Origin of the sequence: Quadrisphaera sp. INWT6, assembly GCF_015390235.1 — a bacterium.
GTDB lineage: Bacteria > Actinomycetota > Actinomycetes > Actinomycetales > Quadrisphaeraceae > Quadrisphaera.
This window is the reverse complement of sequence record NZ_VUOH01000001.1, coordinates 993,226-1,019,031: the sequence shown is the minus strand read 5'-3', so window position 1 is coordinate 1,019,031 and position 25,806 is coordinate 993,226. Positions and strand designations below refer to the sequence as shown.

General features: G+C 73.0%; 18 protein-coding genes, 3 rRNA genes, 1 pseudogene and 1 riboswitch. All 22 genes and pseudogenes read right to left on the bottom strand.

The genetic code is table 11. The features are described 5' to 3' along the window. Positions 1-234: 234 nt before the first annotated feature. The gene (locus F1641_RS04580; RefSeq protein WP_194903176.1) at positions 235-594 is read right to left on the bottom strand and encodes a universal stress protein; all 360 of its coding nucleotides are present in this window, start codon (positions 592-594) and stop codon (positions 235-237) included. 99 nt (positions 595-693) lie between these two features. Beyond that, positions 694-1,890 carry a homoserine O-acetyltransferase gene (locus F1641_RS04575; RefSeq protein ID WP_194903175.1) on the bottom strand — a complete coding sequence of 399 codons (1,197 nt, stop codon included), beginning with the start codon at positions 1,888-1,890 and terminating at the stop codon, positions 694-696. Further along, positions 1,887-3,200, bottom strand: coding sequence for a bifunctional o-acetylhomoserine/o-acetylserine sulfhydrylase (locus F1641_RS04570; protein ID WP_194903174.1), 1,314 nt, complete (start codon positions 3,198-3,200; stop codon positions 1,887-1,889). The genes F1641_RS04575 and F1641_RS04570 overlap by 4 nt, the downstream gene beginning before the upstream one ends. A gap of 59 nt (positions 3,201-3,259) precedes the next feature. After that, positions 3,260-3,375, bottom strand: a riboswitch (SAM riboswitch). Positions 3,376-3,504: 129 nt separating this feature from the next. Further along, entirely contained in the window at positions 3,505-4,785 is a 1,281-nt protein-coding gene (locus F1641_RS04565) for a DUF4192 family protein (RefSeq protein ID WP_194903173.1), read from the bottom strand. 96 nt (positions 4,786-4,881) lie between these two features. Further along, positions 4,882-5,361 carry a YkvA family protein gene (locus F1641_RS22905; protein ID WP_206690462.1) on the bottom strand — a complete coding sequence of 160 codons (480 nt, stop codon included), beginning with the start codon at positions 5,359-5,361 and terminating at the stop codon, positions 4,882-4,884. Beyond that, positions 5,358-6,092, bottom strand: coding sequence for a hypothetical protein (locus tag F1641_RS04555; protein ID WP_194903172.1), 735 nt, complete (start codon positions 6,090-6,092; stop codon positions 5,358-5,360). The genes F1641_RS22905 and F1641_RS04555 overlap by 4 nt, the downstream gene beginning before the upstream one ends. Positions 6,093-6,095: 3 nt before the next feature. Next, the gene (locus F1641_RS04550) at positions 6,096-6,761 is read right to left on the bottom strand and encodes an NUDIX hydrolase (protein WP_194903171.1); all 666 of its coding nucleotides are present in this window, start codon (positions 6,759-6,761) and stop codon (positions 6,096-6,098) included. After that, on the bottom strand, positions 6,758-8,404 hold the full coding sequence (locus F1641_RS04545) for a CTP synthase (RefSeq protein WP_375541455.1): 1,647 nt from the start codon (positions 8,402-8,404) through the stop codon (positions 6,758-6,760). Before F1641_RS04545 ends, F1641_RS04550 begins: the two co-directional genes overlap by 4 nt. Before the next feature lie 149 nt (positions 8,405-8,553). Then, positions 8,554-10,338 carry a DNA repair protein RecN gene (gene recN / locus F1641_RS04540; protein ID WP_194903169.1) on the bottom strand — a complete coding sequence of 595 codons (1,785 nt, stop codon included), beginning with the start codon at positions 10,336-10,338 and terminating at the stop codon, positions 8,554-8,556. 3 nt (positions 10,339-10,341) lie between these two features. After that, positions 10,342-11,316, bottom strand: a complete 975-nt coding sequence (locus F1641_RS04535) for an NAD kinase (RefSeq protein ID WP_309225387.1) — start codon at positions 11,314-11,316, stop codon at positions 10,342-10,344. Beyond that, positions 11,313-12,170, bottom strand: a complete 858-nt coding sequence (locus F1641_RS04530) for a TlyA family RNA methyltransferase (protein WP_194903168.1) — start codon at positions 12,168-12,170, stop codon at positions 11,313-11,315. Before F1641_RS04530 ends, F1641_RS04535 begins: the two co-directional genes overlap by 4 nt. After that, on the bottom strand, positions 12,167-12,343 hold the full coding sequence (locus F1641_RS04525; protein WP_194903167.1) for a hypothetical protein: 177 nt from the start codon (positions 12,341-12,343) through the stop codon (positions 12,167-12,169). The genes F1641_RS04530 and F1641_RS04525 overlap by 4 nt, the downstream gene beginning before the upstream one ends. After that, positions 12,340-13,047, bottom strand: a complete 708-nt coding sequence (locus F1641_RS04520) for a hypothetical protein (RefSeq protein WP_194903166.1) — start codon at positions 13,045-13,047, stop codon at positions 12,340-12,342. Before F1641_RS04520 ends, F1641_RS04525 begins: the two co-directional genes overlap by 4 nt. A gap of 107 nt (positions 13,048-13,154) precedes the next feature. After that, entirely contained in the window at positions 13,155-14,204 is a 1,050-nt protein-coding gene (locus F1641_RS04515; RefSeq protein WP_194903165.1) for an HAD-IIA family hydrolase, read from the bottom strand. Further along, positions 14,197-14,607: a tetratricopeptide repeat protein gene (locus tag F1641_RS04510; RefSeq protein WP_194903164.1), complete on the bottom strand. Its 411-nt coding sequence runs from the start codon at positions 14,605-14,607 to the stop codon at positions 14,197-14,199. The genes F1641_RS04515 and F1641_RS04510 overlap by 8 nt, the downstream gene beginning before the upstream one ends. Positions 14,608-14,661: 54 nt before the next feature. After that, a complete protein-coding gene (locus F1641_RS20340; protein WP_219729476.1) occupies positions 14,662-15,474 on the bottom strand; it encodes a hypothetical protein in 813 nt (270 codons plus the stop codon). 989 nt (positions 15,475-16,463) lie between these two features. Continuing rightward, positions 16,464-16,580, bottom strand: a 5S ribosomal RNA gene (gene rrf / locus F1641_RS04500). Positions 16,581-16,713: 133 nt separating this feature from the next. Further along, a 23S ribosomal RNA gene (locus F1641_RS04495) occupies positions 16,714-19,827 on the bottom strand. Positions 19,828-20,387: 560 nt separating this feature from the next. Then, a 16S ribosomal RNA gene (locus F1641_RS04490) occupies positions 20,388-21,900 on the bottom strand. Together the 16S, 23S and 5S rRNA genes form the textbook arrangement of a ribosomal RNA operon. Before the next feature lie 461 nt (positions 21,901-22,361). Further along, a complete protein-coding gene (tyrS, locus tag F1641_RS04485) occupies positions 22,362-23,648 on the bottom strand; it encodes a tyrosine--tRNA ligase (RefSeq protein WP_194903163.1) in 1,287 nt (428 codons plus the stop codon). Continuing rightward, positions 23,645-24,345: pseudogene (locus F1641_RS20335) on the bottom strand (DNA-3-methyladenine glycosylase). Before F1641_RS20335 ends, tyrS begins: the two are co-directional and overlap by 4 nt. 46 nt (positions 24,346-24,391) lie before the next feature. Further along, entirely contained in the window at positions 24,392-25,789 is a 1,398-nt protein-coding gene (argH, locus tag F1641_RS04475; protein ID WP_194903397.1) for an argininosuccinate lyase, read from the bottom strand. Positions 25,790-25,806 lie beyond the last annotated feature (17 nt).

The window sequence follows — 25,806 nt, the reverse complement described above, 5'->3', positions numbered from 1 at the left end:
AGTGCCGGCCTGCTTCCCGCCTGGACCGGAAGAGGGCATGCGTCGCCGAGGACCTTGGCAAGCATTGTGCCACGTCCGGCGCCGTCCCGGAGCCCCCGGTCCCAGGTCGACCCGTGCGGCCCAGCCGACCCCGCCGCGCGGGACCGCGGGAAGCGCCGGGACGACCGCAGGACGACGACGGGCGGACCCCCTCCTCGGGGGTCCGCCCGTCGTGCGGCGCCTGGGCGCCGGGCCTCACTGCTGCGGCTTGACCGTCAGCACGGGGCACGGCGACTCGAGCAGGATCCGGGTCGCGTTGGCCCCGAGGATCAGCTTGCCGACGGCGCTGCGCCGCCGCAGGCCGATGACCACGAGCTCGGCGCCCTCGGCCGCGGAGATGACCTCGTCGGCGGCGTCGCGCACGACGGCCGGCGGGACGACCTCGGTCTCGACACCGGACGCGGCGAGCTCCGCGTCGATCTCACCGGGCGCCATGGGCTCCCGGCCGGTGTCCACCACGCGCAGGGAGGTCTGCCGCTGCACGGCCTCGGCCACCGCCCGCCCCAGCGCGGCGCGCCCCTCGTCGGTCCCGGCGTAGCCCACGACGACTGCCACAGCAACCCCCTCGCTCCCCCGCCCGCTCGGGCGAGCGCCGGCGCGGTCCGTCCGACTGGCGCACCGTACCCAGGTCACGGCACCCGCGGGGCACCGGCCTCAGCCGCCGAGCAGCTCTTCGGCCACCTTGGCGATGGCCCCGCTCTCGATCAGGAAGCCGTCGTGGCCGTACGGGGAGGCCACGACGTCGAGCTCGGCACCGGGCACGGCGTCGGCGACCTCCTGCGACTGGGAGACCGGGTAGAGGCGGTCGCTGTCGACCGCGACCACGCGGGTGCGGGCGCTCACCCGGCGCAGCGCGGCGGCGGTGCCCCCGCGCCCCCGGCCGACGTCGTGGCTGTTCATCGCCTCGGTGAGCACCACGTACGAGCCGGCGTCGAAGCGGCGCACCAGCTTGTCGGCGTGGTGCTCGAGGTAGGACTCGACGGCGAAGCGGCCCCTGCCGCCCAGCGGGTCCTCCCCGGGCTGCGCCGCCCGCCCGAAGCGGGAGTCCAGCTCGGCCGCCGAGCGGTAGGTGGTGTGGGCGATCATCCGGGCGAGCCCCAGCCCGCGGTGGGGCCCGTGCCCGGGCGGGGCGTCGTGGTAGTCGCCGCCGCTCCAGCCCGCGTCGCCGCGGACCGCCGCGAGCTGCGGCGCGCACCAGGCGATCTGGTCGGCGGAGGTGCGCGCCGTCGTTGCGACGGCGAGCAGCCGCGCCACCCGCTCGGGGTGGGTGACGGCCAGCTCGAGAGCGCGCATGCCGCCCATGGAGCCGCCGACGACGGCGGCCCAGGTGCTGACGCCGAGCGCGTCGGCCAGGGCCACCTCGGCGGCGACCTGGTCGCGGACGGTCAGGTGCGGGAAGCGGCTGCCCCACGGCCTGCCGTCGGGGGCCGTCGAGGACGGCCCGGTACTGCCCTGGCAGCCGCCCAGCACGTTGGGCGCCACCACGAACCAGCGGTCGGTGTCGACGGCGAGCCCGGGGCCCACCAGCTCCGACCACCACCCGGGGGTGGGGTGGCCGGGGCCGGCGGGCCCGAGGACGTGGCTGTCCGCCGTCAGGGCGTGGCAGACCAGCACGGCGTTGTCGCGGGCGGGGCTGAGCTCGCCCCAGGTCTCGTAGGCCAGCCGCACGGGCAGCGAGCCACCGGTCTCCAGGGCGAGGTCACCGAGGTCGGCGAACCGGCGGTCGCCCGCCGGGTCGCCCTCGCGCCACGCCCCGCTGGCCGGGGGCCGGGGACGCAGGGCCGGGGGGACCGCCGACGCGGCGGTGGTCGGCGCCGCCGACCCCGGCTGCCCGGGACCGGCCCCGCTCATGCGCCCTTCGCGGCGGTGAAGCCGGCCTCGAGGTCGGCGAGGACGTCCTCGACGCCCTCCAGACCCACCGACAGGCGCACCAGGCCGGGCGTGACGCCCGCGGCCCGCTGCTGCTCCTCGGAGAGCTGGCTGTGGGTAGTGGAGGCGGGGTGGATGACGAGGCTGCGCACGTCGCCGATGTTCGCGACGTGGCTGTGCAGGGACAGCCCCTCCACGAAGCGGCGCCCGGCCTCGGCCCCCCCGGCGATCTCGAAGGCCACGATGCCGCCGACGCCCCGGGGCAGCAGGCGCTGGGCTCGCTCGTACCAGGGGCTCGAGGGCAGGCCCGCGTAGGAGACGGACTCGACCTCGGGGCGGCCCTCGAGCCACTGCGCGACGCGGGTGGCGTTCGCCACGTGGCGCTCCACGCGCAGGCTCAGCGTCTCCAGGCCCTGCGCCACCAGGAAGCTGTTGAAGGGGGCCACCGAGGCGCCGAGGTCGCGCAGCAGCTGCACGCGCGCCTTGAGGATGTAGGAGAGGTTCGCCCCCAGGGCGCTGCCGACGCCGAGGTCACGGGCGTACACGAGGCCGTTGTAGCTGTCGTCCGGGGTGGTGAAGCCGCGGAAGCGGTCGCCCTGGCCGTAGTCGAACCGGCCGCCGTCGACGATGACGCCCGCGATGGCGGTGCCGTGCCCGCCGAGGTACTTGGTGGCCGAGTGGACCACCACGTCGGCGCCGTGCTCCAGCGGCCGCAGGAGGTAGGGCGTGGCGACGGTGTTGTCGACGACGAGCGGCACCCCCACCTCGTGCGCCACGCCCGAGACGCCCTCGAGGTCGAGCACGTGGGAGCGCGGGTTCGAGACGGTCTCGGCGAAGAACGCCCGGGTGCTCGGGGTCGCAGCGGCGCGCCAGGCGTCGAGGTCGTCGGGGTCCTCCACGAAGGTGACCTCCACGCCGAAGCGCGGCAGCGTGCGGCGCAGCAGGTTGTACGTGCCGCCGTACAGGCTGGCGCTGGCCACGACGTGGTCGCCGGCCTCGGCGACGTTCAGCAGCGCCAGGGCCTCGGCGGCCTGCCCGGAGGCGACCGCGAGCGCCCCCACGCCGCCCTCGAGGGCGTTGACGCGCTGCTCCACCACGTCGGTGGTGGGGTTCATGATGCGCGTGTAGATGTTGCCGAACTTCTTCAGCGCGAACAGGTCGGCCGCGTCAGCGGCGTCGCTGAAGACGTAGGACGTGGTCGAGTAGATCGGCAGCGCGCGCGCACCCGTGGCCGGGTCGGGCGCCTGGCCCGCGTGCACCTGCTTCGTCTCGAAGGACCATCCGTCGCTCATGTCGCACTCCCTGGGGTCAGGGCCGGGCACGGCGGCGCCGGGGCGACCACCGGGCCGCTGGCCCGCGCTTGCCGCGACCCGGAACGGGGCGAGGCCCGGTCATCACCCGGGGCACCCCACCGCGAGCGAGGGTTGCCGGCCAGCGAGCCGGGGCTTGGTGCTGGCACTCATGACCTGGCGCGAGGATAGGCGGGCGCGAGCGGCGGCCTCCACCGCATCTCACGATGTGGACACCGATCGGCCCACAGCAGCGGCCCCGGCACCGCCCGCCGCACCGCCCGCCGCACCGCCCGCCGCGGTGTGCTCACCCGGCGCGCCGCGCCTCCCGCACCGAGGGCGGAGGCACCCCCAGGCGGACGCTCTGCAGGACCAGCCCGCTGAGGGAGTGCCCGGGGTCGTCCTCCAGGGCGAGCTCCGCGAGCACCCCGGCCGGAGCCGACGCGCCCCGCGACCACTGCACGTAGGCGGCGCACCCGAGGGGTGCGGCCCTGCGCCCGGGCGGCGCCAGGCGCGCGAGGTCCTGCAGCACGCGCACCGCGGTGGCCGCGTCGTCGTCCTGCTCCGCGCCGGTCCGGACCCGGGCCGCCCCCGGCGGCGGGCACAGGGGGCAGTCGTCGCTGCCGCCGTCCGCCTCGCACCCGAAGGGGCAGGGCAGTGACGCCTCGGCCACGACCGACCCCAGCACGGCGTCGCGCACCGGGACGCGCACCAGCGCGTCGAGCAGCACGGCCGCGGCCTCCGGACCGACCCCAGGACCCACCTCAGGACCGGCTCCCGGGCCGACGGGGCCGACGGGGACGCCCCCGCGCCCGAGCTCGAGCAGGCCGCGCCACAGCTCCAGCGCGACCACCGGCGGCTCGTCACCCGGCTCCGCCCACCCGTCGCGCTCCCAGCGGCGCCACCGCCGGTCCGCGAGCTCCAGCAGGTCGGCGACCTCCGCGACGGCTCCGGCGTCCGCAGGGGCGACCGCGGCGCGCTGGGCGGCCTCCCACTCCTCGCGGTCACCGGCCAGGCCGCGCCCGGCGAGGACCATCTCGGCGGCGACCCGCGTGGAGTCGACCTCCTCGACCGGCAGCCCCTCCGGCGGGCAGCAGGGGCGCCGGCACGTGTAGGAGTGCAGCCGACCGCGGTGCACGAGCCACAGCTCGGGCCGCACCCCCGCCTCGCGCAGGGCCGCCGCGGCGAGGTGCGCGACGTCGGCCCCGGGCAGGTGCGCCCGCCGGTCGCCGCGCCCCGCCGGCGGGAGGGGGCCCGCCGCGCCAGGAGCGGACCGGTGGCCGCTGCGCGGGACCGGCACGGACGCCGCGAGCGCCCGCCCCGGTGCCGCGGCGGGCGGCAGCTCACCGGTGTCGGTGGCGACGACCACGAAGGCCCGCCCGGCGCCGTCGGCCCTCAGGTGGTGCACCAGGTCGGGCACGGCCGCCGCGGCGTCGGCGAGGTCGGCGCGGGCGACCAGGCCGCTGCGCCAGCGAGGGGGCCTCAGCGACACCACGACCAGGCTCTCCCGGGGGCGGAAGCCGAGGGTGCGCTCGGCGAGGGCCAGGACCTCGAAGGGGCTGCTGCTGCGGATGGCGGTGGGTTCCACGAGCGCCAGGCTCCGCGAGCCGGCACCGCCGCGACACCCCTCGGGACGGCCTGTGGACGGGGTCCCGCCGCGGGGGCGGCTGTGGGCGGAGCGGCGTCAGCCGATGACGTCGCCCTGCACGACCTCGGGGCCGTCGTCCGGCCGCGAGCTCCCCCACCGCCGGCGCGGGCCCGCCGCGGGCCGCTCCGACGACGGCCCGGTGCTCGCGCCCGGGGCCGGCCCCGCCCCGGCGCCCCGCTGCTGCAGGCGCTCCCACTCCAGGTAGTCGCCCACCTCGGTCATGAGGGCACCGGCCAGCCAGGCGAGCACGGCGGCGTCGTCGGCGAGGCCGATCGGGCCGAGGATGCCCTCGGGCAGGAGGTCGACCGGGGAGACGACGTACCCCGCGGCGGCCACCATGAGCCCGAGCTTCACCCGCGAGCAGCCGGTGTAGCGGCCTGCCGCCGTCGCCGCGGCCATGCGGGGCAGGGCCTTCAGCAGCTCGGCGGGCTTGGGGCCCCCGCGCGTGCGGCTGCGGCGCATCGCCCACCACAGGGAGCGCGCAGCGCCCGAGGCGCTGCGTCCGGCCGCGCTCACCGCTCCTGCCCCTGGGTCCCACCGCCGGAGACCGCCCCGGCCGTGCGCAGCGGGAACGCCTTCTTGGCGCCCTTGACGGTGCGGCGCAGGGCGTAGACGTCCAGGCCCGCGCCGAGCAGGCCGCCGGCCAGCGGCAGGCCGCGGCCCAGGCGCGACAGGCCCGACCGGCCCAGGCGCGAGAGCAGCTGGAAGCCGATCGCCTTGTTGAGCACCGCGAGCCCGGGGCCGGCGAGCTGCTTGCGGGCGAGGCGGGTCACCAGGCCGCCCGGCCCGGCGAGGCCGAACTTCGACAGCAGGGCGCCGCCGTCCTCGTCGGCGAGGACCAGAAGCACCGCCGAGCGCACCTCGGGCGAGGAGAGGTCGTAGCCGCGCAGCGCGGCCGTGCCCGCGACGGTGCGCGTGGCGATGACGTAGTAGCCCAGCAGGTTGGCCGGCAGCGCGACCGGCAGCGTGACGAAGCCGCCGAGCCCGGTGACGAAGCCCCCCACCGCGGCCGAGCGCGTGGCGCCCGAGACGAGGGCGCTGATCGCGTCCTCGACGTCGGGGTGCTTGCGGCGCACCGACTCGGCCGCCTCCGCCGCCGGCGACAGGGGCCCCGCGCCGTCGATGCCCAGGTCGACCAGGCGGCGCACCAGCTGCGTCGCGGTCTGCGACAGGCGGCCCTCGTCGGCCGCGTCAGCAGCGGCGCCAGCGCCGTCGGAGGAGGACTTCGAGCGTCGGAAGAGGGCCATGGGTCAACGGTAGGCCCGGTGCTGGGGCCACGGCGCGTCGGCGGCCCGCAGGCCCTCCCACCCGCGCTCGCGCAGGGTCCAGGCGGCCAGCACCCCGGCGACCAGGCTGGGGCTGTGCAGGTCACCGGCGAGCACCGCGTCGCGCACGGCCGCCAGCGGCACCCACGCCGAGACCATGCCGGCCTCCTCGTCGGTGCGGGCGTGGCGCTCGTCGTCGGGCACCGGCGACAGGTCGCGGGCGAGGAAGAGGCGGAACGCCTCGTCGGACCCGCCCGGGGAGAGGTACCAGTCGAGCAGCACGTGGTAGCTGCCGGCGCGCAGGTCGGCCTCCTCGGCCAGCTCGCGGGCGGCCGCCAGGTGCGGCGGCTCCCCCGCGACGTCGAGCAGCCCCGCGGGCAGCTCCCACAGCAGGTGCTCCACCGGGTGGCGGTACTGGCGGACGAGCAGGATGCGCTCGTCGTCGTCCAGCGCGAGCACGCCCACCGCGCCGGGGTGGCGCAGCAGCTCGCGGGTCACCGTGCCGGAGCCCAGCGCCCCGTCCGCGACGCCGTCGAGCTCGACGACGTCGCGGACCAGGTCCCAGACGTACCCGCGGTGCAGCAGCTCGCGGGTGCGGGGCGCCGAGGTGACCAGCTCGTCGCGCGGCGCCCCCGCACCCGCGGGGGTCACGCGGGGACCTCGAGCAGGCGCTCGGAGGCCTGGCGCGCGAGCGCGGCGGCGATGAGCCCCTGGAACAGCGGGTGGGCGCGGTCGGGGCGGGAGCGGAACTCCGGGTGCGCCTGCGTGCCCACGTAGAAGGGGTGCACCTCGCGCGGCAGCTCGACGTACTCCACCAGGCCGCGGTCGGGCGAGGTGCCGGAGAAGACCAGGCCGGCCTCCTCCAGGCGCCCGCGGTAGGAGTTGTTGACCTCGTAGCGGTGGCGGTGGCGCTCGGAGACCTCGGTGGCGCCGTAGGTCTCGGCGACCACGGAGCCCTCGGCGAGGACCGCCGGGTACAGGCCCAGGCGCATGGTGCCGCCCATGTCGCCGCCGCCGGAGACGATGTGCTCCTGCTCGGCCATGGTCGCGATGACCGGGTCGGGCGAGTCCGGGTCGAACTCGGTGCTGCTGGCGCCCTCGATGCCGGCGACGTGGCGCGCGTGCTCGATGACCATGCACTGCAGGCCCAGGCACAGGCCGAGGGTGGGCACCTGGTTCTCCCGGGCCCACCTCAGCGCCCCCAGCTTGCCCTCGATGCCGCGCACTCCGAAGCCGCCGGGCACGCAGACCGCGTCGACGCCGGACAGCTCGCGGCGCGCGCCCTCGGGGGTGGCGCAGCCGTCGGAGGCGACCCAGCGCAGCTGGATCTTGGCGTCGCACGCGATGCCGCCGGCGCGGATGGCCTCGGTCACCGAGAGGTAGGCGTCGGGCAGGTCGATGTACTTGCCGACCAGCGCCAGGGTCACGGTGTGCGCGGGGCGGTGCACGCGGCGCAGCAGCTCGTCCCACGCGCCCCAGTCGACGTCGCGGAAGGGCAGGTCGAGGCGGCGCACGAGGTAGGCGTCGAGGCCCTCGGTGTGCAGCACCTTGGGGATGTCGTAGATCGAGGCGGCGTCGACGGCGTTGACCACAGCCTCCTCGTCGACGTCGCACATCAGCGCGATCTTGCGCTTGACGGACTCCGGCACGGTGCGGTCGCTGCGCAGGACGACGGCGTCGGGCTGGATGCCGATGCTGCGCAGGGAGGCCACGGAGTGCTGCGTGGGCTTGGTCTTCAGCTCGCCCGAGGGGCCCAGGTAGGGCACCAGCGAGACGTGCACGAAGAAGCAGTTGTCGCGGCCCACGCGCTGGCGGACCTGGCGCGCGGCCTCGAGGAACGGCAGCGACTCGATGTCGCCGACGGTGCCCCCGACCTCGGTGATGATGATGTCCGGCGCCGGCTCGCCGTCCGGGCCGGGCACCGCCTGGGCGCGCATCCGGTCGACGATCTCGTCGGTGATGTGCGGGATGACCTGCACGGTCTGCCCGAGGAACTCGCCGCGCCGCTCCTTGGCGATCACCGAGGAGTACACCTGGCCGGTGGTCACGTTGGCCGCCGCGTCGAGGTCGACCCCGAGGAAGCGCTCGTAGTGGCCGATGTCGAGGTCGGTCTCGGCGCCGTCGTCGGTGACGAACACCTCGCCGTGCTCGAACGGGTTCATGGTGCCCGGGTCGACGTTGAGGTAGGGGTCGAGCTTCTGCATCGAGACCCGCAGGCCCCGGGCCCGGAGCAGGTGACCGAGGCTGGAGGCCGTCAGGCCCTTGCCCAGGGAGGAGGCGACCCCTCCGGTCACGAAGATGTGCCGCGTCGTCGTACCGCGTCGTGCTGATGTTCCGCGCTTCGCCACGGGCTGCCAACCTACCAGCGCGCTCCGCCGGGTCACCCCCGGCGCCGCGAGCACCGCCCGTCCGGCTCCCCCCTCGACGCTGCCTCGACGCTCCCTCAGCGCTCCCGGGCCGCCGCCACCAGCAGCTCCTCGGCGTGGGCGCGCGCGGAGCCGGAGTCCTCCTGGCCCGCGAGCATCCGCGCCAGCTCGGCCACCCGCTCCTCGCCGTCGAGGGCGCTGACGCCGCTGACGGTCACCTGGCCGTCGACGGCCTTGGCCACCCGCAGGTGCTGGTCGGCCCACGCCGCCACCTGCGGGAGGTGGGTCACCACGATGACCTGCCGCTCGCGCGCCAGGCGCGCCAGGCGGCGACCGATCCCCACCGCGGCCCTGCCGCCGACGCCCGCGTCGACCTCGTCGAAGACGAACGTCGGCACGACGTCGCTCGCGGCGAGCACCAGCTCCAGGGCGAGCATCACGCGGGAGAGCTCACCGCCCGAGGCGCCCTTGGCGATCGGGCGCTCCGGCTGGCCCGGGGAGGGCCGCAGGAGGAACGCCACCTCGTCGGCGCCGCTGGGCCCGAGCCCGGCGAGCGACGGCGCGCCGTCCTGCTCGCCGTCGGGCTGCGCGGGGGTCACCCGCACCAGGAGCTGGGCGTGCGGCATGGCCAGCTCCGGCAGCTCGGCGGTCGCCCGCGCCGACAGGTCGAGGGCCGCCGCCGTGCGGGCCTCGGTGACGGCGCCGGCCAGCTCCAGCAGCTGGGCCACCAGCCCCTCGCGCTCGCCGCGGAGCCCGGCGGTGCGGTCGTCGTCGCCGTCCAGCTCCAGCAGGCGCGGGGAGGCGACCTCGGCCCACGCCAGCACGGCGTCGACGCCCTCGGGCACCTCCGCCGCGCCAGCCGCGGCCAGCTCGGCCGACCGCTGGGAAGCGGCGGGCAGGGCCCGCACCAGCGCCGAGAGCTCGGCGCGGCGGTCCTGGACGGAGGCCAGGCGCACCGGGTCGACGTCGACGGCCTCGGCCGCCGTGGCCAGCTCGGCGGCGGCGTCGGCGATCAGGTAGCCGACCTCGGCGAGCTGGTCGGCCAGGGAGCCCAGGTGCGGGTCGTGCTCGCGGACCAGCTCCAGCGGGCGCCGGGCGGCGTCGACCAGGGAGGCGGCGTCGGGGGCGTCGTCGGCGAGGGGGTCGCCCGCGAGCGCGGCGTGGGCGAGGGCGGCCGCGGCGCGCAGCTCCTCGGCGTGGTCGAGCCGGTCGGCCTCGGCGGCCAGGGCGCGGTCCTCCCCCGGCTGGGGGGCCACCGCCTCGACCTGGGCCAGCCCGGCGCGCAGCAGCTCGGCCTCGGCGGCGCGCTCCCGGGCCGCGGAGGTGATGGCGGCGATCTCGGCGTCGAGGGCCGACAGCCGGCGCCACAGGGTGCGGTACCGGGTGAGCGGCTCCCCGACGGCGGCGCCGGCGAACCTGTCCAGCGCCTGGCGCTGGCGGGCCGAGGAGCGCAGGAGCACCTGCTCGGACTGGCCGTGGACGGCGACGAGGTCGTCGGCGAGCTCGGACAGCACCGCGACCGGGACCGCGCGGCCCCCGGCGTGGGCGCGGCCGCGGCCGGTCGCGGCGACGCTGCGGGCGACGATGAGGACGTCGTCGTCGAGCTCCGCGCCCGCCTCGACGGCGCGCTCGGCGGCGCGGCTGCCGGGGGTGACGGTGAAGCGCCCCTCCACGACGGCGGTGTCGGCCCCGCGGCGCACCGAGCTGGCGTCGGCGCGGGCGCCGAGCAGCAGGCCGAGCCCGGTGACCAGCATGGTCTTGCCGGCGCCGGTCTCACCGGTGATGACGGTGAACCCCCCCGACAGCTCCAGCGTGGCGTCGGTGATGACGCCCAGGGAGCGGATGCGGACCTCCTCGAGCACGCCTCAGCCTCCCGCAGGGCCGGTGCTCGGGGTGGCGCGGGGACCGGTCGCCGGGGGCGCGGGGTGCGCGGGGGCGGGGTGCCCGCGGCCCTCGCCGTCCTCGGGGCCGCGCCAGCCGCCGACGGCGAGGCCGAACTTGGCCACGAGCCGGTCGGTGAACGGGCCGGTGGAGATGTGCGCGAGGCGCACGGGGGCTGCGCCGCGGCGGACCTCGATGCGGGCCCCGGGGTGCACGGGCACCGCCCGGCGCCCGTCGCACCAGACCACGCCGTCGGTCTGGTTGCGCTCCAGCACCTCGACGGCCATCACCGAGTCGGGGCTGACCACGAGCGGGCGGGCGAACAGCGCGTGCGCGGAGATCGGCACCATGAGCAGCGCCTGGACGCCGGGCCACACCACGGGGCCGCCGGCGGAGAAGGCGTACGCGGTGGAGCCGGTCGGGGTGGCCATCACCACGCCGTCGCAGCCGTAGCTCGACACGGGGCGCCCGTCGACCTCGGTGACCAGCTCGAGCACCCGCTCGCGGGCGCCCTTCTCGACGCTGACGTCGTTCAGGGCCCACGAGGTGGCGCGCACGACGCCGCCCTCGACGACGTCGACCTGCAGGGTGAGCCGCTCCTCGACGCTGTACTCGCGGGCGGCGACGTGCGCGACGGTGCTCTCCAGGGCGTCGCGCTCGGTCTCGGCGAGGAAGCCGACGTGCCCGAGGTTCACGCCGAGCAGCGGGACGTCGGTGCCGTGGACCAGCTCGGCGGCGCGCAGCACGGTGCCGTCTCCGCCGAGGACCACCACCAGCTCGAGGTCCTCGACGGCGCCCGGCTGCACGCGGCGGACGCCCGTGCAGTCTGGGATGTCGGCGGCCTCGTCGTCGAGGAGCACGGGCTCCAGGCCGTGGTCGACCAGGAGGCGCACCACCTGGCGGGCGGCGTCGACGGCCTCCTCGCGCCCGGTGTGCGTCAGGACCAGCACGCGCCTCACGAGGCACCCCCTGCTGCGACGGCCGGGGTGGTGGCGCCACCGACGGGCCCCTCGGCGACGGCGGTGCGCACGAGCCGCTCGACCTCCTCGAGCGCCAGCGGCTCGCCGCGGCGCAGGTGCACGAAGTACTCCACGTTGCCGCTCGGGCCCGGCAGCGGGCTCGCGGCGCAGGCGTGCAGCCGCAGCCCCAGCGCTGCGGCGGCGGCGACCACGTCGCGGACCGCCAGCTCGCGCAGCGCCGGGTCGCGCACGACGCCCCCGGAGCCGAGGCGCTCGCGCCCCACCTCGAACTGCGGCTTCACCATGAGCAGGAGGTCGGCGTCGGGGGCGGCGGCGCCCGACAGGGCCGGCAGCACCAGGCGCAGCGAGATGAAGGACAGGTCGGCGACCACCAGGTCGGGGGCCGGGGCGACCTGCTCGGGGGTCAGCTCGCGGACGTTGGTCCTGTCGAGCACCTGCACGCGCTCGTCGGACTGCAGCCGCCACAGCAGCTGGCCGTAGCCCACGTCGACGGCGACGACGGACGCCGCGCCGGCCCGCAGCAGGACGTCGGTGAAGCCCCCCGTGGAGGCCCCGGCGTCCAGGCAGCGCCGGCCCGCGACGGGCGTGCCGGTCGCCTCCAGCGCGCCGAGGAGCTTGTGCGCACCCCGGCTCGCCCAGCCGGCGTCGTCGGCGTCCTCCCTGACGACGACGGGGGCGCTGGCCTCCACCTGGGTGGCGGGCTTGGCGGCGACGGCGCCGGACACCGACACTCGGCCCGAGGCCACCAGCTCGGCCGCGTGCTCGCGCGAGCGCGCGAGACCGCGCCGCACCAGCTCGGCGTCGAGGCGCTGACGGCGAGCGACGGCGCTCATCCGGCGTCGGCCAGGCGGGCGCGGAGCGCGTCGTGGGCGGTGGCCAGGGCGCGTGCGGACTCCAGCGGGTCGGCCCCCGGGGCGGTGGCGCCGGTCAGCTCCGCCAGCGCGGCGTCGACGGCGGCGTCACCGGTGCGGCGGTCAGCGGGGGGCGCGGTCAGCGGGGCGCTCACGGGCGCCCGCCGGCGTTCTGCCCGTCATCACCCGCAGCGGGCTCCTCGACCGTGGGCTCCTCCGACGCCGTGGCGGACGCCTTGACGGGCGCCTTCGCGGGAGCGCGCCGGGGACGGCGGACGGGCGTCACGCCGTGCTCGGCGGCGGTGGCCGTCGAGGTGCTGGCGCCCTCGGCGGGACCGGTGTCCTGCCCGGCGGTCTCGGCGGTCTCGGGCTTCGTGGCGGTCCGGCGCCTGCGCGGCGCGGGGGGCTGCGGACGCTGGTCGGCGGCGGCAGGGCCCGGCGTCGCGGCGCCGTCGGTCGGAGGGGCCGCCGGGGCCGCGGGACGGGACCGGTGGGGCGAGGCGCCCGCCGGCGGGCGGTCTCCCACGGGGGCCCGACCGGTGGCGCGGGCGCGCGCGGCCGAGGGACGGCGGGCGGGGCGGGCAGCGGCGCCCTCCCCCGCCGACGTGCTGGGGGTGGTCACCGGCGGAGCCGGCGCGCCGGCGGCCGCGGCCTCCAGGACGACGACGCGGCGCTGCAGACGGTCGACGGTGCGGCGCAGCACCGCGACCTCCTCCGCGCTGGCGAGCCCGACGGCCGCCCCGGCCTTCTCGACCTCGGCGCGCACCGCCTCGCGCACCGACTCCAGGAGCCGGGCCCGGGCGATGCTGGACAGGTCGTTCGCGGCCTGCGCGTACCCGCGGAGTCCCTCGAAGGTCATCACAGCGCTCCTGTCGGATCCGTGCTCGTGCGGGTGGTGGCTGGTCGGCGCGTCGTCGCGGGGTGCTCGCGCGGCGCCGTCGTCACGCTACCCGCCAGCGCCGACGCTCACTCCCCGCGGCGGCAGCGGGTGGACAGCTCCTCCAGCAGGGCGGCGAGGTCGCCGTCGGGCTGGAGCGCGGGGCCGTCGACGCCCCACGCCGCGGCGCACGCCGCGCGCAGGAGGTCGGCGAGGTCCTCCAGGGGCGCGCCGGTGCCGGGAGAGCCCGGAGCCGCGACGAGAAGGGCACCGTCGACGACGACGCGCGCCTCACCGCAGACCGCCCCGCCCTCCTCGAGGCGGGCGGTGGCCGGAGGGGCGGCGTGCAGCGCCGCCAGCGACGTCAGGACGAGGTCGGGGCGCTGGGACTCGTCAGCCGCCAGCAGCTCCGGTGCCCCGTGCAGCCCGGTCAGCACCAGGGCACCGGTCATGCCGGCGCGGACCGCACCGGCGACGTCCGTGTCCAGCCGGTCGCCCACGACCAGCGGCTTCGAGGCACCCACCCGCTGGGCGGCGGCCTGGAAGAGCGTCGGCTCGGGCTTGCCCGCCACCAGCGGGTCGACGTCGACGGCGTTGCGCACCGCGCCCACCAGCGAGCCGTTGCCCGGCGCCGGGCCGCGCTCGGTGGGCAGCGTCAGGTCGGTGTTCGTGGCCACCCACAGCGCACCGCCGCGGATCGCGGCCGCGGCGTCGGCCAGGTCGGCCCAGCCGACCTGGCGCCCGAAGCCCTGCACGACGGCGGCGGGTGAGTCTCCGGGGCCGACCAGCTCGTGGCCGGCCTCCTGCAGGGCCGTGCGCACGCCCGGGCCACCGACGGGCAGCACCCGGGCGCCGTCACCCAGGTGGTCGGTGACGAGCTGCGCCGCCGCCTGGGAGGAGGTGGTGACGTCCTCGGGGCGAGCCGGGACGCCCAGCCGCTGCAGGTGGTCGGAGACCTCCTGCGGCGTGCGGGAGGCGTTGTTGGTGGCGTACCCGGCGGCGCGTCCCTCGGCGTGCGCCCGGGCGAGCGCGTCGACAGCCCCCGGCACGGCGTCCTCACCGACGTAGACGACGCCGTCGAGGTCGAAGAGCAGCAGGTCGTGGGCGTCGGCGAGCACCGCTCGACCCGTGTCAGCCACCGGTGGACTCCTTGCGTGCGCGCAGCGTTGCTCTGGCCTGGTGGAGGGTGTCGCGGTACTCGGGGCGGTCGGGTCGCATGGCGACGGCGAGCGCGAGGTGCTCGACGGCCTCGGGGAACCTGTCGAGCCGGGTCAGGCTCAGGCCGAGGCCGAAGTGGGCGTAGTCGGCGTCGGGGGCCGTCTCGACGAGCGCGGCGAAGGTGGTCGCCGCCTGGCCGACGCGTCCGGCGTCGAACTGGGCCCTGCCGAGCGCCTCGAGGATGCTCGCCGAGCCCGGCTGGTCGCGGTTCGCGCGTTCGAGCAGCACGGCAGCCGCCTCCGCGTCTCCGCTGCTGAGCAGCGCGAGCCCGCGCTGCAGCCACTCGTAGGCACCACCGCTGGGCGCTCCGGGGTCGCTCGCCACCCCGCGACGGTACGACGCCCCGTCGCGGGGTGGGCCGCCGGGCCCGCGATCAGCTCAGCGCTGGTCGCTCCCGGCGTCCTGCTCGGAGTCCGCGGCGTCCTCGGCGTCCTCGGCGTCCTCGGCGTCCTCGGCGTCCTCGGCGTCCTCGGCGTCCTCGGCGTCCTCGGCGTCCTCGGCGTCCTCGGCGTCCTCGAGGAGGTCGTACACGACGACGTCCTCGCGCACGTCACCGCGCAGGCGCTCCGCCGCACCCGTCTCACCCGACGGGTCGGCGGCGGCTGCGCGCTGCAGCCACTCCTCCGACTCCTCCAGGCGACCGGCGGCGGCGAGGGCGTCGGCGTACGCCGAGAGCAGGCGCGCTCGCCACGGCTCGCGTCCGCGGCTGGTGAGCTCGGGACCCTGCAGAGAGACGACAGCGGCCTCGGCCTGGCCCAGGTCGATGCGAGCTCCCGCAGCGACGATCCGCATCTCGATGCGTCCGGAGGCGTCGAGGCGGGACGCCTCCGGGGTGGCTGCGAGGTCGAGGGCGCGCTCCGGTCGGCCGAGACCCCGCTCGCAGTCGGCGAGCACCGGCAGGTGGTCGTCGGAGCCGGTCAGGCGGCGCGCCGTGCGCAGCTCGCGCAGGGCGTCCTCGTAGCGGCCGGCGGCGTAGGCGGCCAGGCCAGCGGCCTCGCGGACCGACCCGATGCGGCCGGCGCGGCTCGCCGCAGCCGCGGCGTGCTGGTAGGCGGCCTCGGGGTCCTCGTCGATGAGCCGACCGGCCATCACGAGGTGGCGGGCGACGGCGTTGGCCGTGTCCTTCGTGAGGGTCAGCAGGTCGGAGCGGACCTCGCGGTCGAGCTCGGCGCCGGTGATGGACTCCGGCACGCGCGGCTCGTCACGGCGGGACGTGGCCCGGCGGGGCGACGACGGCGCGGTGCGGTCGCGCTCCCACGGACGCGCGGGAGCACCGGAGCGGTCGGCCTGCTGGCGCACCGAGCCGCGGCCCGCGGCGCTGCCACCCGAGGCCGGGCGACCGGGAGACCACGTGCGCCCGCCCGACGGGGCGCCAGAACGAGGACCGCCCGACGGAGCACCGGTGCGCGGGGCGCGGTCGCTGCGAGAGGGGCCCCCATCGCGGCTCCAGGAGGAGCCGGCAGGACGACCGCTCGACGGGGGGCGCCCGGGGGCGTCGCGCCGCTGGGGTCCACCGTCGTAGGAGCGGGGAGCCTGTCCCCCGCGCGCGGGCCCTCCGGAGCGGCGGTCCTGGTCTCCGCTCCCGGGACGTCCCTGCTGAGCGTCCCGGCTGCCGTAGCCGCCGCCAGCGGGGCGACCGCCGTAGCCACCACCGGAGGGGCGACCGCCGTAGCCACCGCCGGAGGGGCGGCCACCCTGGGAGGAACCGCCCGAGGAGGGACGGGTGGAGCGACCATCGCGGGGACCGTCGCCAGATCGCCCGGCGTACCCGTCGCCGGCGGGGCGGCCGCTGTAGCCGCCGCCAGCCGGACGACCCTGACCGCCGCCGTAGCCGCCGCCCGCCGGACGACCCTGACCGCCGTCGCGGCCGCCGCCCGCCGGACGCCCACCGAATCCGCCTCCGGAGCGGCCGGGCTGCCCGCCGCGGGCACCGCCTGCGGACGAGCGGCCCTGGTAGCCGCCGCCGGAGCGAGGTGCCTGACCGCCCCGGGACCCACCCGAGCTGGGACGGCTGTCGCCATCACGGCGGCTGGACGGCCCGCTGGCACGACGGTCAGAGCTGGGCTTGCGGTCGTCGTCCTGCACGGGGTCCTCCTGGGGATGTCGAGACACGAGAAAAGCACCGAGGGGAGCCGTCTACCGCAACCGTGCGGATAGACGACTCCCCTCAGCGAAAGGATGTCCGGCGGTGACCTACTCTCCCACCCAGCTCCCCGGGCAGTACCATCGGCGCAGGTAGGCTTAGCTTCCGGGTTCGGAATGGGACCGGGCGTTTCCCCACCGCTATGACCGCCGTAACACTATCGAGTTCTCGAGCACCACCCACCACACCGAAGCGCAAAGGTGATGGCCGCCCGTGACTCGGGAACCGCACAGTGGACGCGAACAACAGTTCTTCACTCTTTGACACCCACCCCAAGGGTGGAAGTGTTGAGCAAGTCATCGGCTTATTAGTACCGGTCAGCTACAACCATTACTGGTCGTCCACATCCGGCCTATCAACCCAGTAGTCTTCTGGGAGCCTCTCACCCCGAAGGGCATGGAGACCTCATCTCGAAGCAGGCTTCCCGCTTAGATGCTTTCAGCGGTTATCCCTCCCGAACGTAGCCAACCAGCCGTGCTCCTGGCGGAACAACTGGCACACCAGAGGTTCGTCCGTCCCGGTCCTCTCGTACTAGGGACAGCCCTTCTCAAGTCTCCAACGCGCGCAGCGGATAGGGACCGAACTGTCTCACGACGTTCTAAACCCAGCTCGCGTACCGCTTTAATGGGCGAACAGCCCAACCCTTGGGACCTACTCCAGCCCCAGGATGCGACGAGCCGACATCGAGGTGCCAAACCATGCCGTCGATATGGACTCTTGGGCAAGATCAGCCTGTTATCCCCGGGGTACCTTTTATCCGTTGAGCGACCGCGTTTCCACAAACCACGGCCGGATCACTAGTTCCGACTTTCGTCCCTGCTCGACCTGTCAGTCTCACAGTCAAGCTCCCTTGTGCACTTACACTCGACACCTGATTGCCAACCAGGATGAGGGAACCTTTGAGCGCCTCCGTTACTCTTTAGGAGGCAACCGCCCCAGTTAAACTACCCACCAGGCACTGTCCCTGATCCGGATTACGGACCGAAGTTAGATGTCCAGAACGACCAGAGTGGTATTTCAACGATGACTCCACCGACACTGGCGTGCCGACTTCACAGTCTCCCACCTATCCTACACAAGCCGTACCGAACACCAATACCAAGCTATAGTGAAGGTCCCGGGGTCTTTCCGTCCTGCTGCGCGTAACGAGCATCTTTACTCGTAGTGCAATTTCGCCGAGTTCGCGGTTGAGACAGCGGAGAAGTCGTTACGCCATTCGTGCAGGTCGGAACTTACCCGACAAGGAATTTCGCTACCTTAGGATGGTTATAGTTACCACCGCCGTTTACTGGCGCTTAAGTTCTGAGCTTCGCTGGCAAAACCAGCTGACCCGTCCCCTTAACGTTCCAGCACCGGGCAGGCGTCAGTCCGTATACATCGTCTTGCGACTTAGCACGGACCTGTGTTTTTAGTAAACAGTCGCTTCTCCCTGGTCTCTGCGGCCGTCGCGCCTAACCCGCAAGGGTTTCAACGCTAGGGCCCCCCTTCTCCCGAAGTTACGGGGGCATTTTGCCGAGTTCCTTAACCACGATTCTCTCGTCGCCTTGGTATTCTCTACCTGACCACCTGAGTCGGTTTGGGGTACGGGCGGCTTGAACCTCACGCCGAGGCTTTTCTAGGCAGCATAGGATCACCCTGCTTCCCGCTATCGCGGTCACCATCAGGTCTCAGGCATCATGAGGTGCGGATTTACCTACACCTCGCCCTACACCCTTGGACGTGGACTACCATCGCCACGCGGTGGCTACCTTCCTGCGTCACCCCTGTTAATGCGCTTACCTACTACCGGATCGGGCCGTGCGCTCCCCCAACATCTCCCGAAGGATCCGCTGGCTTTGGGCACTTAGCATCCCCGGGCTCGGTATGGGCGGTTCTTCGCCGGTACGGGAATATCAACCCGTTGTCCATCGACTACGCCTGTCGGCCTCGCCTTAGGTCCCGACTTACCCAGGGCGGATGAGCCTGGCCCTGGAACCCTTGGTCATTCGGCGGACGGGATTCTCACCCGTCTTTCGCTACTCATGCCTGCATTCTCACTCGTGTAGCGTCCACGGCTGGATCACTCCGCCGCTTCACCCGCCACACGACGCTCCCCTACCCATCCATACGACTGGACCCACTACAAGAGTGAGCCGATCAAAGTATGAATGCCACAGCTTCGGCGGTGTGCTTGAGCCCCGCTACATTGTCGGCGCGGAATCACTTGACCAGTGAGCTATTACGCACTCTTTCAAGGGTGGCTGCTTCTAAGCCAACCTCCTGGTTGTCTGTGCAACTCCACATCCTTTCCCACTTAGCACACGCTTAGGGGCCTTAGCTGGTGGTCTGGGCTGTTTCCCTCTCGACTACGAAGCTTATCCCCCGCAGTCTCACTGCCACGCTCTCACTTACCGGCATTCGGAGTTTGGCTGACGTCAGTAACCTTGTGGGGCCCATTAGCCATCCAGTAGCTCTACCTCCGGCAAGAAACACGTGACGCTGCACCTAAATGCATTTCGGGGAGAACCAGCTATCACGAAGTTTGATTGGCCTTTCACCCCTACCCACAGGTCATCCCCCAGGTTTTCAACCCTGGTGGGTTCGGTCCTCCACGCGGTCTTACCCGCGCTTCAACCTGCCCATGGGTAGATCACTTCGCTTCGGGTCTAGAGCACGCGACTGATTCGCCCTGTTCGGACTCGCTTTCGCTACGGCTTCCCCACACGGGTTAACCTCGCCACGTACCACTAACTCGCAGGCTCATTCTTCAAAAGGCACGCCGTCACCCCTGCTAAGGAGGCTCCGACGGATTGTAGGCACACGGTTTCAGGTACTATTTCACTCCCCTCCCGGGGTACTTTTCACCATTCCCTCACGGTACTGTCCGCTATCGGTCACCAGGGAGTATTCAGGCTTAGGGGGTGGTCCCCCCAGATTCACACGGGATTTCTCGGGCCCCGTGCTACTTGGGATCCCTCAAAGGAGGCAACGTCATTTCGTCTACGGGGGTCCCACCCTCTGTGCCGGGCCTTTCAATGCCCTTCGACTATGACGGAGCTTTCTTACTCCTTGACCGGGTGGTAGCCCGATCCATGAGGTCCCACGACCCCGACCATGCAACGCCTACCAGCTATCACACATGACCGGTTTAGCCTCTTCCGCTTTCGCTCGCCACTACTCACGGAATCGCGGTTGCTTTCTCTTCCTGTGGGTACTGAGATGTTTCACTTCCCCACGTTCCCTCCACACACCCTATGTGTTCAGGTGCGGGTCACTGGACATGACTCCAGCGGGGTTTCCCCATTCGGAAATCCTCGGATCAAAGTTCGGTTGCCAACTCCCCGAGGCTTATCGCAGGCTCCTACGTCCTTCTTCGGCTCCTGGTGCCAAGGCATCCACCGTGTGCCCTTAAAAACTTGACTCAACATCCGCACACACACCACCAGCTGACCCACCCGAAGGCGAACCCACCGGGGCACATGCGCGATGCAAAGACTAAAGATGCTCGCGTCCACTGTGCAGTTCTCAAGCAACGGGTGAACCCGCGACCGCGATTCCAGCGCCTACCCCCACCACCCACAAAGGCAGCAGAAGCGGTTCGACCGACCGGTCACGGCCCATCAAGGAAAACCAACCCAGCAACCCCACCCACACCGACCGCAGACGCAGACCGTGCAGACAAGACCACCGAGGTTCGTTCCCTCAGGACCCAACAGCGTGCCCAGCCCCACTCCCCCACACCCACCGTTCCCACCACCACACCACCTGCGAACAGGTCACCCCTTGCGGGATGCGTCCCCGAGAAGACCCAGGAACAGGAGTGCCGGCGTACTGAGTGAGCGCGAGCTCATGAAGCCATGTCGATGTTCCACCCGTGAGCTCCACCTGCGGGGCGTTCGCCCGCAGCATGGGCCTGAGCCACCCGCGCCCCCACCCCACGAAGGAGGTGATGAGCCTGTGCAGATGACCAGATGCTCCTTAGAAAGGAGGTGATCCAGCCGCACCTTCCGGTACGGCTACCTTGTTACGACTTCGTCCCAATCGCCAGTCCCACCTTCGACGGCTCCCTCCCAAGGGTTAGGCCACCGGCTTCGGGTGTTACCAACTTTCGTGACGTGACGGGCGGTGTGTACAAGCCCCGGGAACGTATTCACCGCAGCGTTGCTGATCTGCGATTACTAGCGACTCCGACTTCACGGGGTCGAGTTGCAGACCCCGATCCGAACTGAGACCAGCTTTTTGGGATTCGCTCCACCTCACGGTCTCGCAGCCCTTTGTACTGGCCATTGTAGCATGCGTGAAGCCCAAGACATAAGGGGCATGATGATTTGACGTCATCCCCACCTTCCTCCGAGTTGACCCCGGCAGTCTCCTATGAGTCCCCACCATGACGTGCTGGCAACATAGGACGAGGGTTGCGCTCGTTGCGGGACTTAACCCAACATCTCACGACACGAGCTGACGACAACCATGCACCACCTGTGCAGGATCCCTTGCGGACCCGACATCTCTGCCGGATTACCCTGCATGTCAAGCCTTGGTAAGGTTCTTCGCGTTGCATCGAATTAATCCGCATGCTCCGCCGCTTGTGCGGGGCCCCGTCAATTCCTTTGAGTTTTAGCCTTGCGGCCGTACTCCCCAGGCGGGGCGCTTAATGCGTTAGCTGCGGCACGGACCTCGTGGAATGAGGCCCACACCTAGCGCCCAACGTTTACGGCGTGGACTACCAGGGTATCTAATCCTGTTCGCTACCCACGCTTTCGCTCCTCAGCGTCAGTTACAGCCCAGAGACCCGCCTTCGCCACCGGTGTTCCTCCTGATATCTGCGCATTCCACCGCTACACCAGGAATTCCAGTCTCCCCTACTGCACTCTAGTCTGCCCGTACCCACTGCAGGCGCGGAGTTGAGCCCCGCGTTTTCACAGCAGACGCGACAAACCGCCTACGAGCTCTTTACGCCCAATAATTCCGGACAACGCTTGCACCCTACGTATTACCGCGGCTGCTGGCACGTAGTTAGCCGGTGCTTCTTCTGCAGGTACCGTCACTTGCGCTTCTTCCCTGCTGAAAGAGGTTTACAACCCGAAGGCCTTCATCCCTCACGCGGCGTCGCTGCGTCAGGCTTTCGCCCATTGCGCAATATTCCCCACTGCTGCCTCCCGTAGGAGTCTGGGCCGTGTCTCAGTCCCAGTGTGGCCGGTCACCCTCTCAGGCCGGCTACCCGTCGTCGCCTTGGTAGGCCATCACCCCACCAACAAGCTGATAGGCCGCGAGCCCATCCCTGACCGAAAAACTTTCCACACCACCCCATGCGAGGAGGTGTCATATCCGGTATTAATCCCGGTTTCCCGAGGCTATCCCAGAGTCAGGGGCAGGTTGCTCACGTGTTACTCACCCGTTCGCCGCTGATCCCCCCGAAGGGTTCACCGCTCGACTTGCATGTGTTAAGCACGCCGCCAGCGTTCGTCCTGAGCCAGGATCAAACTCTCCGTTGATGCGTTAGCCACCAGCAACCCACCCGAAGGCGAGAAACCGACAGCATAAGCCGACCCCCACCGAAACCGGTGAGAGCGGAGAAAGATGCTGACCCGAATGAATCCGCTGACATCAACAACTGACATCAGTCAAAATCTCATCGAGCCAACCGCTGGTTCAACCAGCAATGGCATCGACATTCGGCACGCTGTTGAGTTCTCAAGAAACGAACACACACCACTTACTGGGCCTTTCGGCCGGTTCAGCGGGATGTCTCCATTCAACCACGACTGGACCCCGGTCGTTTCCGACCGGTTCTGATCGAGGTGGCTCCCCGGCTCCGGGCCAGACCCTGTGGGCCGGCCCGCCCTGCCGGGCGAACAAGTAGAACATTACGTGACGGACCGGAGAGCGTCAAACGCCGGGGTCCCCCGTCGTGTCCTCCCGGTGACGCGCACGTCACCGGGAGGACACACGGGCGTCACACGGGGCGCGCGTCGACGGCCGCCAGCGTGCGCTTGCCGCGGCGGAGCACCAGCCAGCGACCGTGGAGCAGCTCCGACGCCGGGACGGGCGCGTCGGCGTCGTCCCACCGCTGGTTGTTCACGTAGGCACCGCCCTCGGCCACGGCCCGCCGGCCCGCCGAGGCGGAGGCCACGACGCCGGCCTCCGCCAGCAGGCGCGGCACCGACAGGGGCTCCCCCGCCGCGGGCCGGGCGGTGGGCAGCTCCGCGAGCGCCGAGCCGAGGGTCGCCTCGTCGAGGTCCGCCAGGTCCCCCTGGCCGAACAGCGCGGCGCTGGCCGCCTCCACGCGCGCCGTGGTGCCGGCTCCGTGCACCAGGGAGGTCACGTCACGGGCGAGCATCCGCTGGGCGGCGCGGGCCTGCGGGCGGGCCGCCGTCTCCTCCGCGAGCGCGGCGAGCTCCTCCTGGGTGCGCTGGGTGAAGACGCGCAGGTACCAGTCGACGGCGGCGTCCTCCGCGGCCAGCCAGAACTGGTAGAAGGCGTAGGGGCTGGTCATCTCCGGGCTCAGCCACACCGTGCCCGACTCGGTCTTGCCGAACTTGGTGCCGTCGGGCTTGGTGATGAGCTGCGTGGACAGGGCGTGGACGGAGGTGCCCTCGACGCGGTGGACCAGGTCGACGCCGCTGGTGATGTTGCCCCACTGGTCGGACCCGCCCGTCTGCAGCACGCAGCCGTAGCGGCGGTGCAGCTCGAGGTAGTCCATCCCCTGGAGGATCTGGTAGCTGAACTCGGTGAAGCTGATGCCCTCGTCGGAGGCCATCCGCGCCGACACCGCCTCCTTGGCGAGCATCCGCCCCACCCGGAAGTGCTTGCCGACGTCGCGGAGGAACTCGATGGCGCTCATCGGCGCCGTCCAGTCGAGGTTGTTCACCAGGCGCGCGGCGTTCGGGCCCTCGAAGGAGACGAACGGGCGCACCTGCGTCGCGATGCGCTCCACCCAGGACGCCACGACCTCCGGGTCGTTCAGCACCCGCTCGCCGCTCATGCGCGGGTCGCCCACCAGGCCCGTCGACCCGCCGACGAGGACCAGCGGCGTGTGGCCGGCGTCCTGCAGGCGCTTGGCCGTCACCAGCTGCACCAGGTTGCCCATGTGCAGGCTGGGCGCCGTCGGGTCGAACCCCACGTAGAAGACGACCGGGCCGGCGTCGAGGGCGGCGCGCAGCGCCTCCTCGTCGGTGCTCTGCGCCAGCACACCGCGCCAGCGCAGCTCGTCGATGATCCCGGATCCGGGGGTCCCAGTCACTGCGTGCTCTCCTCGTCGGTGGTGGTGCTCGCGCCAGAGCCTGCCCGACGGCGCCGCGGCGCCGCCACGCGGTAAGCGGAGACGGTCGGCTCCCCGGCAGCCAGAACCGCCACGGGTACCGCTCCCCGTCTCCCCCGGGGCCGGAGACGCCGACCCGGGGACCGGTCACCGCGGCCGGGCGGGGGGACGACGGGACGGGCGGTGCCGCGCCAGCGAGCACCCGCAGCGCTGACGTGGGGGCGCACAGGTCGGCACCGTCCTGCGCCCTGTCGAGGCCCAGCGCCGCCGCGAGCCGCGCCGGGCCTCGGGCGAGGTCGACGTCCCTGCGCGCAGCCGGCCGGCGCGAGCGGGCCAGGTCCAGACCGCCGACGACCTCTCCCCCGCGCAGGAGGACGGCGGACGCCGTCCCCTCGGGGCCGCACACCAGGTTCGCGCACCAGTGCATGCCGTAGCTGAAGTAGACGTAGGCGTGGCCGGGCGGCCCGAACATCACCGCCGTCCGCGGGGTGCGGCCCCGCGCGGCGTGGGAGCCCGGGTCACCCGGCCCCGCGTACGCCTCCACCTCGGTGAGGCGGACCGCGACGTCGCCGTCGTCGGAGGTGTGGACGACGACGCGGCCCAGGAGGTCGCGGGCGACCTCCAGCACCGGCCTGTCGAAGAAGGCGCGCGGCACGGCGGCGGTGTTCGGGAAGTCCATGATCACGGCCGGGAGGTGCGCGGGAAGTCCATGATCACGGTGGGGGTCAGGCGAGGGCGGTGGCAGCGGCGCGGAGCTCGGCGAGCTGCTCGGCCACGCGTGCCGGCGCCGTGCCCCCGCGGGCGTCGCGGGAGGCGATGGAGCCCTCCACCGTCAGCACCGCCCGGACGCCGGCCGGGTCCTCCCCCAGCCGCGGGTGGATCGCGGCGAGGTCGGCGTCGGGCAGCTCGTCGAGCTCGCAGCCCAGCTCCTCGCAGCGGCGCACCGCGGCGCCGGCGGCCTCGTGGGCGTCGCGGAACGGGACCCCCAGGCGCACGAGGTGGTCGGCGACGTCGGTCGCCAGCGAGAAGCCCTGCGGGGCGAGCTCGGCGAGCCGGGCGGTGTCGAAGCGCAGCGTCGCGACCATGCCCGTGAAGGCCGGCAGCAGGACCAGGAGGGTGTCGGCGGCGTCGAAGACGGGCTCCTTGTCCTCCTGGAGGTCGCGGTTGTACGCGAGCGGGAGGGCCTTGAGCGTGGCCAGCAGGCCGGTCAGGTCGCCGATGAGGCGCCCCGCCTTGCCGCGGGCGAGCTCGGCGATGTCGGGGTTCTTCTTCTGGGGCATGATGCTCGACCCCGTCGAGAAGGCGTCGTCCAGCGCCACGAAGCCGAACTCCTTGGTGGCCCACAGCACCACCTCCTCCGCCAGGCGGGAGAGGTCGACGCCGACCATCGCGGCCACGAAGGCGAACTCCGCTGCGACGTCGCGGCTGGCGGTGCCGTCGATGCTGTTGGGCACCGACCCCGCGAAGCCCAGCTCGGCGGCCACGGCCTCGGGGTCGAGCCCGAGGGACGAGCCCGCGAGCGCTCCGGAGCCGTAGGGCGACCACGCCGCGCGGGCGTCCCAGTCGCGGAACCGCTCGACGTCGCGCAGCAGCGCCCAGGCGTGGGCGAGGAGGTGGTGGCCGAGCAGCACGGGCTGGGCGTGCTGGAGGTGGGTGCGGCCGGGCATCGCCGCGGTGGGGTGGGCCTCGGCGGTGGCGGCCAGCACCTCCACGAGCTCCAGCAGGTGGGCGCGGACCGCCCCGGCCTCGGAGCGCAGGTGCATCCGCAGCAGGGTGGCGATCTGGTCGTTGCGGGAGCGGCCCGCGCGCAGCCGGCCGCCCAGGTCGGCGCCGGCGCGCTCCAGGAGCACGCGCTCCAGGGCGCCGTGGACGTCCTCGTCGTCGTCGGCGGGCCGGAGGGCGCCGGAGACGACGTCGTCGTGGATGCCCTGGAGCACCTCGAGCATCCGGCCCAGCTGCTCGTCGTCGAGCAGGCCGGCGCCGTGGAGGACCCGGGCGTGGGCCATCGAGGCGCGGACGTCGTGCGGGGCCAGGCGCCAGTCGAAGTGGGTGCTCCTGGACAGCGCCGCGAGCGCCGCGGACGGACCGCTGGCGAACCGGCCGCCCCACAGGGCGCCGTGCACGGTCGTCCCGGCGGAGG